The organism is Streptomyces sp. NPDC043996, from assembly GCF_056435225.1.
Map to the genome: position 1 here is coordinate 26,413 of NZ_JBWKEY010000021.1, position 14,318 is coordinate 40,730.

Sequence of the window (14,318 nt, forward strand, 5' to 3'; positions counted from 1 at the left end):
ACGCGGCACGGTGCCCATTACACGCGGCGGCCCCGCGCCCTGTCAACGCGGGGCCGGTCAGGGCCCTAGCGGCAGGCCGCCGCGATCGCGGCCGTGTCCCAGTAGAAGGGGTGGACCTCGGCGATCCGCCCGGACTCGACCCGGACCGTCTGGAGGATCGGGAACGCAAGGGCGCGCCCGGTGGCCCGGGAGCGGGCCCGGATGTCGCTGCGCACGACGGCCGTGCCGCTGGGCCCCGGGCCGCCGTCGGCCACGAACTCCTGCTCCGCGATGGCGAACTCCGCCCAGGTGTCGCTCATCGCGAGGAAGAACCGCTCCAGGCCCTCGTGTCCGCGCCAGGTGCCGCCGTAGGGCAGGGCGTCGGCCTGGTGGAGGACGACGTCGGGCGCGAAGGACGGCGCGAGGGTGGCGAAGGAGGCCCGTCCTGGACCCCCCGCCTCCAGGTAGCGGAGTTCGGCGGCGTACATTCCGGCCAGAACGGAACGGACGCTCGCCGGGGGTGTGGTGATGGTCATGCGGTCAGGGTGGCCGGTCGCGGCACGGGCTGCTGGCGGACTTCGGACGCCGTGTTCCCGCCCGGCCGAAGAGAGATGGGTCGGCACCCGCCCGTTCCCCTCGCCGCCGTCCGGACGCCGACGAGGACTCGGGGCGGGTTGCCGCCCGGGCCCTGCGTAGATCTTCGATGAGAGGCAAAATCCAAGTCAATCCTAGGATTTACTGGCATCATTCCAAGCTCAGGCTTGGGTTGAGCCTCAATCAGCCAAACGGCGGGTCGATATGACCGATTCCGCCACTCGGGCCGCCTTGTGGCCGATCACCCGCACACGAGACGCTGCCTGGCACGCGTAAGCGGCACGCGGCGCGCGCAAGGCGCCGAACCAGCCGTTTCCCAGGGGAGGGAAAAGTACATGAGCATATTTCGAGCGAGAAGCCACAGACGCCGGACCGCGGCCGTCACGGCCGTCGCCGCGGCGGGCCTGCTGGCCGCCGTGACGCCCGCGTCCCACGCCGCTCCGGGCTCCGGGGGCGAGAGCCGCGGCGGGATCTACATCGTCACGCTGAAGGCGGGCACCGCGTCCACGTCCGGCGCGGGCAAGGACGTCGCCGCGCGGTACGACGCGCGCATCCAGCACACGTACAGCGCGGTGCTCAACGGCTACGCCGTGCGGGCCACCGCGGAGCAGGCGCGCCGCCTCGCCGCCGACCCGTCGGTCGTGTCCGTCACCAAGGACCAGCGGGTGAACGTGGACCTGGGCGCGCGGACGCCGGGCGCCTCGGGCGCGGTGCGCGCGGCGCAGACGAACCCGCCGTGGGGCCTGGACCGCATCGACCAGAAGAGCCTGCCGCTGAACAAGCGGTACTCGCCGCCCGCGTCCGGCGGCAGGGGCGTCACGGTCTACGTCCTGGACACCGGCGTGCGCACCTCGCACAAGGACTTCGGCGGCCGGGCCCGCTCCGGCTGGGACTTCGTGGACAACGACGCCAAGGCCCAGGACGGCAACGGACACGGCACGCACGTGGCGGGAACCGTCGCGGGCTCCAAGTACGGCGTCGCCAAGAAGGCCAAGATCGTGGCCGTGCGCGTGCTCGACAACCAGGGCTCGGGCAGCCTGGCCCAGGTCATCGGCGGCATCGACTGGGTGACCCGGCACGCGCGCAAGCCCGCCGTCGCCAACATGAGCCTCGTCGGCCCCGGCAACGCGCAGCTGGACGCGGCCGTGCGCAAGTCGATCGCGGCCGGCATCACGTACACGGTCGGCGCGGGCAACGACAGCGACCCCGCGAGCAACTGGTCGCCCGCCCGCGTCAAGGAGGCCGTCACCGTCGGCGCCTCCGACCGCCGCGACAAGCGCCCCTCGTTCTCCAACTACGGCTCCCGCCTTGACCTGTTCGCGCCTGGCGTCGCGATCAAGTCGGCGTCGCACCGCAGCGACACCGGCACGGAGGTCTTCGACGGTACGTCGATGGCGGCGCCGCACGCCGCGGGCGCGGCCGCGCTCTACCTCTCCTCGCACCCCACGGCCAAGCCCGCCAAGGTGAGCAAGGCGCTCACCGACCGGGCCGCCAAGAACAAGCTGTCCGGCGTGGGCTCGGGCTCTCCGAACCGCCTGCTCCAAGTTAAGTAGCCCCGACCAGCGGCCCCCGGCAGGAGTCTCCACCCCCTGCCGGGGGCCGCTGTCGTCCGCCTGGGGGACCCGGCACCCAAGCCGCCGCTCGCCCTTTCCCGCCCTCCCCCACGCTTCGCCTCAAGTGGCACGTGTAGGCCCATGAAGTGCCTGGTCAAGTGGGAGTAAAGGCGGTCTCCCCCGTCTCGTACAGGCTTGTGGCGGTTCACCCGGCCCCGCCACGCTTCGAGGGACGCGCACCGTCAGGCGACCCAGCACGAGGGTCGCTCCCAGGGGAGGGAAGGTCGCGTCCAATGGGGAGGGAACCAGCACATGCGCATGCCAGTATCAGGAAACGCGCGGCGGGCCGCCGCGGCCGGGATAGCCGTCGCTCTGACGGCCGGTCTCGCCGCCGTCGCCCCGTCGTCACAGGCCGCCTCGGACAAGGACTCGTCCGAGCGCGGCTATGTCGTCACCCTCGCGTCGGACACGCGCGCCGCGTCCGGCGAGGGGCGGGACCTGGCCGAGAAGTACGGCCTGAAGGTCACGCACACCTACCGCTCGGCCCTCAACGGCTTCGCCGTGCGGGCCACTTCGGCGGAGGCCAAGCGGCTCGCCGCCGACCCGTCCGTCACCGCGATCAGCCGCGACATCACGGTCCACGCCGACGGGCTCCAGCCGAACCCGCCGTCGTGGGGCCTCGACCGCATCGACCAGCAGCGGCTGCCGCTGAATCGATCCTTCCGTTACCCGGAGCCCGCGGGCCAGGGCGTCACCGTGTACGTCATCGACACCGGCGTGCGCACCACCCACCGCGACTTCGGCGGACGCGCCCGCTCCGGCTTCGACTTCGTGGACAACGACCCCATCGCGCAGGACGGCAACGGGCACGGCACCCACGTCGCCGGAACCATCGCGGGCCGCAACTACGGCGTGGCCAAGCGGTCCAACGTCGTGGCCGTGCGCGTCCTGAACAACCAGGGCTCCGGCACCCTCGGCCAGGTCATCGCGGGCGTCGACTTCGTGACCCGCAACGCGCGCAAGCCCGCCGTGGCCAACATGAGCCTCGGCGCGGGCGCCAACGCGCTGCTCGACCAGGCCGTGCGGAGGTCCATCGCGTCCGGCGTGACGTACTCCGTCGCCGCCGGGAACGAGAACAGGCCGGCCAGCCTGGTCTCGCCCGCGCGCGTGGCCGAGGCGCTCACCGTCGCGGCGTCCGACCGCGGCGACGTGCGCGCCCCGTTCTCCAACTACGGCCTGAGCGTGGACATGTTCGCGCCCGGCGTCGGCATCACCTCGGCGGGCATCGCGAACGACAACGCGTCCAGGACGCTGTCCGGCACGTCGATGGCGGCGCCGCACGTCGCCGGGGCGGCCGCCCTGTACCTGGACCAGCGCCGCCTCGCGCCGCCCGCCGAGGTGGCCCGGATGCTGATGCTCCGGTCCGCGAAGAACCTGATCACCAACCCGGGCCCCGGCACCGCCAACCGGCTCCTCCAGGCCAACTAGCCCGTTCGCCAGGACAGTTCCACCAAGACAGTTCCACCGCTGCACCCGCCCCCGGCAGGAAGCACCACCTCCTGCCGGGGGTTCGCCGTTCCCCCCTGGGACGGCACGCGCCGCACGTTCTCCGTGTGACCGGTCTTGTGTATGCCGTTACGCGCGAGTAGTTAACAAAGCGCCGGATTGCCCACCCGAGAACCGTGGGAAGGCTCCTCCGGTACGCGCGTGCACGCGCCCCGAACGACCCCGTGCGCGCGCCCCGCGGAACCCCTCCACACCCAGCATCCGCCTACGTATTCGCGGAACAGGAGCGGTCATGCCCCGAACCCGTCAGCCCGCAAGGGAGTCCACCCCCGCGCCGGTCACCGGACGGATCCCGATCCTTGACGTCGAGCCCCTCGTGCTCGGCGGCCGGCGCCCCGCCAAAGCCGTGGTCGGCGAGACCTTCCAGGTCAGCGCCACCGTGTTCCGCGAAGGCCATGACGCGGTCGCCGCGAACGTGGTGCTTCGCGACCCGGCGGGCCACCCGGCGCCCTGGACCCCCCTGCGGGAGCTCGCCCCGGGCACCGACCGCTGGGGCGCCGACGTCACGCCGGACCGGGAAGGCGACTGGACGTTCACCGTGGAGGCCTGGGGCGACCCGCTCACGACCTGGCGGCACCACGCGGGCATCAAGATACCGGCGGGCATCGACACCGACCTGGTCCTCGAGGAGGGCGCGCGGCTGTACGCGCGCGCGGCCGCCGGGGTGCCCGAGGAACTGCGCGACCCGGTGCTCGCCGCCGTCGCCGCCCTGCGCGACACCACGCGCCCGCCCGCCGCCCGCCTCGCGGGCGCGCTCACCCCCGAGGCGGACGCCGCCCTCGCCGCCCATCCGCCGCGCGACCTGCTCACCGCCTCCGAGGCGTTCCCGCTGCGGGTGGACCGGGAGCGGGCCCTTTTCGGCTCCTGGTACGAGTTCTTCCCGCGCTCGGAGGGCGCGGTGGTCCGCGCGGGCGAGCCGCCCGTGTCCGGCACGTTCCGCACGGCGGCCAAGCGGCTGCCCGCGATCGCGGACATGGGCTTCGACATCGTGTACCTGCCGCCCGTCCACCCCATCGGCACCACCCACCGCAAGGGCGCCAACAACTCCCTGTCGGCCGGGCCCCACGACGTCGGCGTGCCCTGGGCCATCGGCTCCCCGGAGGGCGGCCACGACGCCGTCCACCCCGGCCTCGGCACGCTCGACGACTTCGACGGCTTCGTGGCCGAGGCGGCCCGGCTCGGCCTCGAGGTGGCCCTGGACTTCGCGCTCCAGTGCTCCCCCGACCACCCGTGGGTGGACAAGCACCCCGACTGGTTCGCCCGCCGCGCCGACGGCTCGCTGGCGTACGCGGAGAACCCGCCGAAGAAGTACCAGGACATCTACCCCCTGCACTTCGACCGGGACCTGCCCGGCCTCACCGCCGAGACCATCCGGCTGCTGCGGTTCTGGATGGGGCACGGGGTGCGCGTGTTCCGCGTGGACAATCCGCACACCAAGCCCGTCGCGTTCTGGGAGGAGGTCCTCGCCGACATCCACCGCACCGATCCGGACGTGCTCTTCCTCGCCGAGGCCTTCACCCGCCCCGCGATGCTGCGCACCCTCGCCGCGATCGGCTTCCACCAGTCGTACACGTACTTCACCTGGCGCAACGACAAGGAGGAACTCACCGACTACCTCACGGAGCTGTCGACCGAGACCGCGCACTATCTGCGGCCGAACCTCTTCGTGAACACGCCGGACATCCTGCACGCCTACCTCCAGGACGGCGGCCGCCCCGCCTTCGCCGCGCGCGCGGTGCTCGCCGCGACGCTCTCCCCGGCCTGGGGCGTGTACAGCGGCTTCGAGCTGTGCGAGAACACCCCGCTGCGCCCCGGCAGCGAGGAGTACCTGCACTCGGAGAAGTACGAACTGCGCCCGCGCGACTGGGCGTCCGCCGAGCGCGAGGGCCGCTCCATCGCGCCCCTCATCACCCGGCTCAACGAGCTCCGGCGCGCCCACCCGGCCCTCGGCCGCCTGCGCGACCTGCGCTTCCACGACACCGACAACGCCTCGGTGATCGCGTACTCGAAGACCGCACACCACCCCGAAGGCTCGAACACGGTTCTGATCGTCGTGAACCTCGACCCCCACCACACCCAGGAGGCCACGGTCTCGTTGGACATGCCACGGCTCGGCCTCGACTGGCACGAGTCCGTGCCGGTGCGCGACGAGCTCACCGGCGAGACCTACTACTGGGGCAGGGCCAACTACGTGCGCCTGGACCCGGGCGTCACGCCCGCGCACGTACTCGTCCTGCGACCGTCCTACCGCTGATCGGAGGGTCACCCACACCATGATCGTCAACGAGCCCGTCCAGGACACCTTCGAGGACACTCCCGCGAAGGACCGCGACCCCCAGTGGTTCAAGCGCGCCGTCTTCTACGAGGTCCTGGTGCGCTCCTTCCAGGACAGCAACGGCGACGGCGTCGGAGACCTCAAGGGCCTCACCGCCAAGCTGGACTACCTCCAGTGGCTCGGCGTGGACTGCCTGTGGCTGCCGCCGTTCTTCAAGTCCCCGCTGCGCGACGGCGGTTACGACGTCTCCGACTACACGGCCGTCCTGCCCGAGTTCGGGGACCTCGCGGACTTCGTGGAGTTCGTCGACTGCGCCCACCAGCGCGGCATGCGCGTGATCATCGACTTCGTCATGAACCACACCAGCGACCAGCACCCGTGGTTCCAGGCCTCTCGCACCGACCCCGAGGGACCCTACGGCGACTACTACGTCTGGGCCGACGACGACAAGCAGTACCAGGACGCCCGCATCATCTTCGTCGACACCGAGGCCTCCAACTGGACCTTCGACCCGGTCCGCAAGCAGTACTACTGGCACCGCTTCTTCTCCCACCAGCCGGACCTCAACTACGAGAACCCGGCCGTCCAGGAGGAGATCGTCTCCGCCCTGCGGTTCTGGCTCGACCTCGGCATCGACGGCTTCCGCCTGGACGCCGTGCCGTACCTGTACGCGGAGGAGGGCACCAACTGCGAGAACCTCCCGCGCACCCACCACCTCCTCAAGCGCGTGCGCGCCGAGATCGACGCCCACTACCCCGACACGGTGCTGCTCGCCGAGGCCAACCAGTGGCCCGAGGACGTCGTCGACTACTTCGGCGACTTCGAGAACGGCGGCGACGAATGCCATATGGCGTTCCACTTCCCGGTGATGCCGCGCATCTTCATGGCCGTGCGCCGCGAGTCGCGCTACCCGGTCTCGGAGATCCTCGCCAAGACCCCGAAGATCCCCTACGGCTGCCAGTGGGGCATCTTCCTGCGCAACCACGACGAGCTGACCCTGGAGATGGTCACCGACGAGGAGCGCGACTACATGTACGCGGAGTACGCCAAGGACCCGCGCATGCGCGCCAACATCGGCATCCGCCGCCGCCTCGCGCCCCTGCTCGACAACGACCGCAACCAGATCGAGCTGTTCACCGCGCTGCTCCTGTCCCTGCCGGGCTCGCCGATCCTCTACTACGGCGACGAGATCGGCATGGGCGACAACATCTGGCTCGGCGACCGGGACGCCGTGCGCACACCGATGCAGTGGACGCCCGACCGCAACGCGGGCTTCTCCTCCTGCGACCCGGGACGGCTGTACCTGCCCACGATCATGGACCCGGTCTACGGCTACCAGGTGACCAACGTCGAGGCCGCCATGTCCTCGCCCTCTTCGCTGCTCCACTGGACCCGCCGCATGATCGAGATCCGCAAGCAGAACCCGGCGTTCGGCCTCGGCTCGTACACCGAGCTGCCCTCGTCGAATCCGGCCGTTCTCGCCTTCCTGCGCGAGGCGCCCGCCACCGGCGACGGCGGCACGGACGGCGGTCCCGACGGCCCTGACGACCTCGTACTGTGCGTGCACAACTTCTCCCGGTTCGCCCAGCCCACCGAGCTCGATCTGCGCGCGTTCAACGGCCGCCATCCCGTGGAACTCATCGGCGGTGTGCGCTTTCCGGCCATCGGCGAACTGCCGTACCTGCTGACCCTCGCGGGGCACGGGTTCTACTGGTTCCGGCTGCGTGAGGACCCGGCGTAAGGTCGCCGTGACGACGGTGTGAACACGCCCACCGTCGGGCGTGAGCCACACCGCACAGGGCACTCGTACCCGGCACTCCCCTTGCCCGGCACCTTCGGCACCTCCCCTTGACACCCCTCGTCGAGGGCGCGGAAAGGACACGACGCCATGTCGGAAGCCGCCACCCGCCCCAGTGCCCACGCCGCCGCGCTGATCGCGTCGCTCGACCCGCTGCTGCGCGGCTGGCTGCCCCGCCAGCGGTGGTTCGCGGGCAAGGGCCGTCCCGTCACGGGCTTCGAGCTCGTGGCGGCGACGGAGCTCCTGCCGCCCGGGGCGGACCCCGGCCTGCTGCACCTGCTGATCCGGGTGCACCAGCCGCACGTCCCCGCCCCGGGCGCCGCCGACGGGCACGAGCCGCCCGCCGACTGCTACCAGCTGCTGCTCGGCGTGCGCGCCGAACTGCCGCCCCGGCTCGCGCCCGCGCTCATCGGCCATGTCACCGAGGGCGCGCTCGCGGGCCGTACGGTCTACGCGGCACCCCACGACGCGCGCCTGACCGCCCTGCTCATCGAGCGGCTGCGGATACCCGGCAGGATCGGCGTGCTGCGCTTCGCGCGCGCCGGGGGGACGGAGATACCCGTGGGGCTCGCGCCCCGCCCCCTCGGCGCCGAGCAGTCCAACTCCTCGCTGGTCTACGGCGATACGTTCATCCTGAAGCTGTTCCGCCGGGTGGTGCCCGGCGTCAACCCCGACCTCGAACTCCCCCACGCCCTCGCCCGGCGCGGCTGCGCCCGCGTCCCCGCGCCCGCCGCCTGGATGCTCGCGGAGTCCGCCGACGAACCGCTGGTCCTCGGGGTCCTCCAGCCGTACGTGCGCGGCGCCACCGACGGCTGGGAGCTCGCCCTGCGGGTCCTCGCCAAGGGCGAGGACTTCACCGCCGAGGCCCGCGCGCTCGGCCGGGCCACCGCCGAGGTGCACGCGGCGCTCGCCGCCGCGCTGCCCACGGTCTCCCTGGGCCGCGCCCAGGTGCGGCTCCTCGCGCAGGGCATGACCGAACGCCTGGCGGCCGCCGCGCGGGCGGTCCCCGCGCTGCGCCCCTATGAGCCCGCGCTGCGCACCGCCTACCAGGCACTCGCCGACCTCGGCACCGACAGCGGCACCGACTGGACCGCCCAGCGCGTCCACGGCGACCTGCACCTGGGGCAGTGCCTGCGGGCGCCCGCAGGCGACTGGTTCCTCATCGACTTCGAGGGCGAGCCCGCCCGGCCGCTCGCCGAGCGCCGCATGCCGCAGCCACCGGCCCGCGACGTGGCGGGCATGCTGCGCTCCTTCGACTACGCCGCCCGCACCTCACGCCCCTGGTCCCCCGCGTGGGCGGGCGCCTGCCGGGCCGCGTACTGCGCGGGCTACGCCGACGTCAGCGGCCGCGACCCGCGCACCGAGCCGGTGCTGCTGCGGGCGCACGAGACCGACAAGGCCGTCTACGAGGCCGTGTACGAGGCCCGGCACCGCCCCGACTGGCTGCCGGTGCCGCTCGCGGCGCTCGACCAGCTCGCGGCGGACGACGCCCGCTGACCCCGTACGCCCGCACGCCCGCACCCTGACTCGTCCGCCCGTACGTCCGCCGCAGACACGCACAGGAGGCCGCCCCCGTGACCCGCCGTCCCCCCTCCTCCGTCCCCGCGAACGAACCCGATCCCGAGGTCACGCCGAAGGCGCCCCGGAGGGCGGCGGCCAAGCCCAGGGCGAAGGCCAAGCCACAGCCCAAGGCCACGTCCAAGTCCAAGTCCCAGCCCCAGGCGAAGGCGAAGGCTTCCGGGGCCCGTGCGTCCGGGGAGCCCGCCGGCTCCCCCGTGCCCGGCGACGACCGGGCGCGGCTCCTCTCCGGCACCCACCACGACCCGCACGCGGTCCTCGGCGCGCACCCCGTCGCCGACGGGGTGGCGTTCCGGGCGCTGCGCCCGCACGCCCGCTCGGTGACCGTCGTCAGCGGGGGCGTCCGCGCGGACCTGCGCGACGACGGCGAGGGCTTCTTCTCGGCCGTGCTTCCGCTGCGGGCCGTCCCCGAGGACTACCGCCTGCACGTCACGTACGCCGACACGGAACTGGAGACCCACGACGCGTACCGCTTCCTGCCCGCGCTCGGCGCGTTCGATCTGCATCTGATCGGCGAGGGGCGGCACGAGCGGCTGTGGGACGCGCTCGGGGCGCGGCCGATGACGCACCAGGGCACCGCCGGGACCCGCTTCACGGTGTGGGCGCCGAACGCGCTGGGCGTGCGCGTCGTCGGCGACTTCAACTACTGGGACGGCACGGGCTTCCCGATGCGGTCGCTCGGCGGCAGCGGCGTGTGGGAGCTGTTCGTGCCCGCGCTCGACGAGGGCGAGCTGTACAAGTTCCAGATCACCCGGCCCGACGGCGCCATGACGTTCCGCGCGGACCCGCTGGCCCGCCGCACCGAGGAGCCACCCGCCAACTCCTCGATCGTGCACGCCTCGCACCACACCTGGCACGACGAGGCGTGGCTGGAGCGCCGCGCCGAGGCGCCGCCCGCGCACGAGGCGCCGTTCTCGGTGTACGAGGTGCACCTGCCGTCCTGGCGCCCCGGCCTGACCTACCGCCAGCTGGCCGAGCAACTGCCCGCGTACGTACGGGACCTGGGGTTCACCCACGTCGAGCTGATGCCGGTCGCCGAGCACCCCTTCGGCGGCTCCTGGGGCTACCAGGTCACCGGCTTCTACGCGCCCACCGCGCGGCTCGGCACGCCCGACGACTTCAAGCACCTCGTCGACGCCCTGCACCAGGCGGGCATCGGCGTCCTCATGGACTGGGTGCCCGCGCACTTCCCGCGCGACGACTGGGCGCTCGCCGAGTTCGACGGGCGGCCGCTGTACGAGCACGAGGACCCGGCGCGGGCGGCGCACCCCGACTGGGGGACCCTGGAGTTCGACTACGGCCGCCGGGAGGTCCGCAACTTCCTCGTCGCCAACGCCACGTACTGGTGCGAGGAGTTCCACATCGACGGCCTGCGCGTGGACGCCGTCGCCTCGATGCTCTACCTCGACTACTCGCGCGAGCACGGCGAGTGGACGCCGAACGAGCGGGGCGGCCGCGAGAACCTCGACGCCGTGTCCTTCCTCCAGGAGATGAACGCCACCGTCTACCGCCGCTCCCCCGGCGTCGTCACCATCGCCGAGGAGTCCACGGCCTGGGACGGGGTGACGCGCGCGACCCACCACACGGGCCCCGGCGGCTTCGGCGGGCTCGGCTTCGGCCTGAAGTGGAACATGGGCTGGATGCACGACTCGCTCGGCTATATGGCCAAGGACCCGGTGCACCGCAAGTACCACCACCACGAGATGACCTTCTCGATGGTGTACGCCTACAGCGAGAACTACGTCCTGCCGATCTCGCACGACGAGGTGGTGCACGGCAAGGGGGCGCTGGTGTCGAAGATGCCGGGCGACTGGTGGCAGCGGCGCGCCGGGCACCGGGCGTACCTGGGGTTCATGTGGGCGCACCCCGGCAAGCAGCTCCTCTTCATGGGCCAGGAGTTCGCGCAGGGCGCGGAGTGGGCGGAGGCGCACGGGCCCGACTGGTGGCTGCTCGATCCGGCGTACGGGGCGGAGCCGGACCACCGGGGGGTGCGGGACCTCGTGCGGGAGCTGAACGCGCGCTACCGGGCGGAGCCCGCGCTTTGGCAGCGGGACACCGACCCCGGGGGGTTCTCGTGGGTGGTGGGGGACGCGGCGGAGGACAACGTGTTCGCCTTCCTGCGGTACGCGGCGGACGGCTCCGGGGGGCCGCTGCTCGCCGTCTCGCACTTCGCCCCCGTGGTGCGGCACGGCTACCGGCTTGGGGTGCCGGAGGAGTTCGAGGCGTGGCGGGAGGTCCTGAACACGGACGCGTCCGCGTACGGCGGCAGCGGCGTCCTCAACCCCGACCCCCTGAAGCCCGACCCCACCCCCGCCCACGGCCGTCCCGTGTCCCTGCGCCTGACGCTGCCGCCCCTTGCCACGGTGTGGCTGCGCCCGGCTTGACCGGGTGCCCGGCGGCTTCGGCGCTGTGCCCACCCGTTCCGCCCTCTGGGCGGACCAGCTGCCCACAGAGAGGGACGGCGGGAAAGCGCCACGCGTCGAGGGCGCCGTTTCGCAGCTCAGGGGCGCACGGGTGGGCGGGTGGGAAACATCCCGCCGCGGTAGCGGCGGGGAACCACCCACGCGCCCGCACCCGCTCACCGCACCGCAAGCCCCCCGCCGAGCAGCGCCTCCGGCAAGGGCCCGGTGTGCAGGACGCCCAAGTCCTGCGTGGCGCGGGTCAGGGCGACGTACAGGTCGCTCGGGCCGAAGAGGGCGGGCTCGACGACCACGACCGCGTCGAACTCCAGGCCCTTGGCCTGCCGGGGGTCGAGGAGGACGACGGAGCGCGTGAGGTCGGGCACGCCCTCGGCGGTGACGTCAGGCAGCTTCGGCGCCAGCGCCGCGTGCAGCGACCGGGGCGCGATGACGGCGAACCGCCCCTCGCCGGCACCCGGGAGCGCGTCCGCGACGGCGGCCGGAAGGTCGAGGGCCTCCACAGCCCGCGCCCACGGCCGCACGCCGGTGGCCCGCACGGACCGGGGCGGCTCGAAGTCGCCCCGCCCCGCCGCGCGCGGCACCTCCGCGGCGACGGCCATGATCTCGGCGGGCGTCCGGTAGTTGACGCCGAGGCGCCGGTACTCCCAGCGGTCCTCGACGTACGGCGTGAGGATGTCCGCCCAGGAGCCGACGCCGCCGGACTCGGCGGTCTGCGCGGGGTCGCCGACGAGCGTCATGGACCGCGTCGGTGACCGCCGCATGAGCAGCCGCCAGGCCATGGCGGACAGCTCCTGCGCCTCGTCGACGATGATGTGCCCGAACGCCCAGGTCCGGTCGGCGGCGGCACGCTCGGCGGCGCTGCGGTGGTCGGCCTCCTCCTGCCGCTCGGCCATGCGCTCGGCGTCGATGAGGTCGTGGGCGAAGAGGACCTCGGCGCCGTCGGGGTCGGTGTCCTCCTTGTCCTCGAACTCGTAGGTGCGCGAGGCGTACGACACGTCGAGCACGCCCTGCGCGTACGCGACCTGCCGCTGCCGCTCGGCCTCCGCGCGGGCAAGGGCCGCGCTGTCGTCCTTGCCGAGCAGCTCGGCGGCCTCGTCGAGCAGCGGCACGTCGGCGGGCGTCCAGGGGGCGCCGGGCGCCCGGCGCACGGCGGCGGCGTCCGCGTCCGGCAGGTGCGCGGGGTCGGCCAGGTAGTCGTCGACGAACCGCTGCGGGGTGAGCGCGGGCCACAGCTCCTCGATCGCGGCGTGCACCTCGGCGCTGGCCGCGATGCCCTTGCCGAGCTGGGCGATGTCGTCGGGACCGAGGAAGTTCGGCCCGCCGTACGGGTCGTGGCCGATGCGCTCGGCGAGCTGCTGGGTGAGCGCGTCGATGACGTGGAAGGCGAACGTCGGCCGCGCGAGGTTGTGCGGGAGCAGCGTCGCGCGCGCGGCGGCCCGCGCCTCGTAGGCGATCTCCCAGTCCAGGATCAGATCGCCGTCGTCGTGCTCGACGATCAGCGGCGCGCCCGGCTCGGGCAGCCGCTGCCGGTCCTCAAGGGCCCGCTTGAGGACGTCGGCGAGCTCCGCGCGGCCCTTGACCTCGGCCGCCTCGGGCGTGTCCGTGCCGGTGGCCGTGACGCCGGGGAACAGCTCGCCGAGCGTGGCGAGCAGCACCCCGGTCTCGCCGAGCGCGGGCAGCACGTCGCCGATGTAGCCGAGGAAGGCCGGGTTCGGGCCGACGATCAGCACGGCCCGCTTGGCGAGGAGCTCCCGGTGGGCGTACAGCAGGTACGCGGCGCGGTGCAGCGCGACGACGGTCTTGCCGGTGCCGGGGCCGCCCTCGACGACGAGGACGCCCTGGTGCGGGGCGCGGATGATGCGGTCCTGCTCGGCCTGGATGGTCTGGACGATGTCCTGCATGCGGCCGGTGCGCGCGGAGTTCAGCGCGGCGAGCAGCACCTCGTCGGCGTCGGCGCTCTCGTGGCCGGTGCGGCTCGTGTCGGCCAGGTCGAGGATCTCGTCGTGCAGGGCCGTGACGTCGCGGCCCTTGGTGGTGATGTGCCGTCGCCTGCGCAGGCCCATCGGGGTGTGGCCGGTGGCGAGGTAGAAGGGGCGCGCCACCTCCGCCCGCCAGTCGATCACCAGCGGGGTGCGCTCGGTGTCGGAGGCGCGGATGCCGATCCGCCCGATGTGGTGGTCGCGGCCGTCACGGAACGCGAGCCGCCCGAAGCACAGCCCGTTCTCGCCCGCTTCGAAGGCGGCGAGCAGCCCGGAGCCCTCGGCCACCATCACGTCGCGCTCCAGGCGCGCCTGGAGTCCGTTGCCGACCTGTCGCAGCGACGCGCGCACGGCGGCCTCCGCCTCCTCGCGCAGCGCGTCGAGGCGTGCGTACAGACCGGTGACGAATTGCTGCTCTTCCCGCAATTCCTCGCTTGACAATTCAGCCCCTCGCCCGTTACAGTGCTTGTATATTGATTCTCGCGTTACCGTTATGCCTAATTGGGCAGGGCAATGCGAAAGAATCCACTATACGCAGAGAAAAGCCCCGGACGTCAATCACGTCCGGGGCTTTTC

The 14,318-nt window shown here is 72.8% G+C and carries 7 protein-coding genes and 1 pseudogene; 6 read left to right on the forward strand and 2 right to left on the reverse strand.

Going from position 1 to position 14,318, the window contains the following annotated elements; translation table 11 throughout:
- Nucleotides 1-65: 65 nt before the first annotated feature.
- Nucleotides 66-515: a nuclear transport factor 2 family protein gene (locus AC07A4_RS38655; protein ID WP_478608535.1), complete on the reverse strand. Its 450-nt coding sequence runs from the start codon at nt 513-515 to the stop codon at nt 66-68.
- Nucleotides 516-914: 399 nt separating this feature from the next.
- On the opposite strand from AC07A4_RS38655, the gene AC07A4_RS38660 reads away from it, so the two are divergent.
- The 6 genes and pseudogenes from AC07A4_RS38660 to glgB all read left to right on the forward strand — a co-directional run bounded on the left by AC07A4_RS38660 (nt 915) and on the right by glgB (nt 11,727).
- The gene (locus AC07A4_RS38660) at nt 915-2,126 is read left to right on the forward strand and encodes a S8 family peptidase (protein ID WP_478608735.1); all 1,212 of its coding nucleotides are present in this window, start codon (nt 915-917) and stop codon (nt 2,124-2,126) included.
- 318 nt (nt 2,127-2,444) lie between these two features.
- The gene (locus AC07A4_RS38665) at nt 2,445-3,614 is read left to right on the forward strand and encodes a S8 family peptidase (protein ID WP_478608537.1); all 1,170 of its coding nucleotides are present in this window, start codon (nt 2,445-2,447) and stop codon (nt 3,612-3,614) included.
- A 310-nt stretch (nt 3,615-3,924) separates the two neighbouring features.
- Nucleotides 3,925-5,969, forward strand: a pseudogene (locus tag AC07A4_RS38670) (alpha-1,4-glucan--maltose-1-phosphate maltosyltransferase).
- Complete coding sequence (treS, locus tag AC07A4_RS38675; RefSeq protein WP_478608539.1) at nt 5,966-7,708, forward strand: maltose alpha-D-glucosyltransferase; 1,743 nt, start codon at nt 5,966-5,968, stop codon at nt 7,706-7,708. The pseudogene AC07A4_RS38670 and the gene treS overlap by 4 nt, the downstream one beginning before the upstream one ends.
- Before the next feature lie 147 nt (nt 7,709-7,855).
- Nucleotides 7,856-9,262 (forward strand): maltokinase N-terminal cap-like domain-containing protein, encoded by a 1,407-nt coding sequence (locus AC07A4_RS38680; protein ID WP_478608541.1) that lies wholly within the window; start codon nt 7,856-7,858, stop codon nt 9,260-9,262.
- 278 nt (nt 9,263-9,540) lie between these two features.
- On the forward strand, nt 9,541-11,727 hold the full coding sequence (glgB, locus tag AC07A4_RS38685; RefSeq protein WP_478608737.1) for a 1,4-alpha-glucan branching enzyme: 2,187 nt from the start codon (nt 9,541-9,543) through the stop codon (nt 11,725-11,727).
- 194 nt (nt 11,728-11,921) lie between these two features.
- On the opposite strand, the gene AC07A4_RS38690 is transcribed toward glgB, so the two are convergent.
- Nucleotides 11,922-14,183, reverse strand: a complete 2,262-nt coding sequence (locus tag AC07A4_RS38690) for a HelD family protein (RefSeq protein WP_478608543.1) — start codon at nt 14,181-14,183, stop codon at nt 11,922-11,924.
- Between the last annotated feature and the right edge of the window lie 135 nt (nt 14,184-14,318).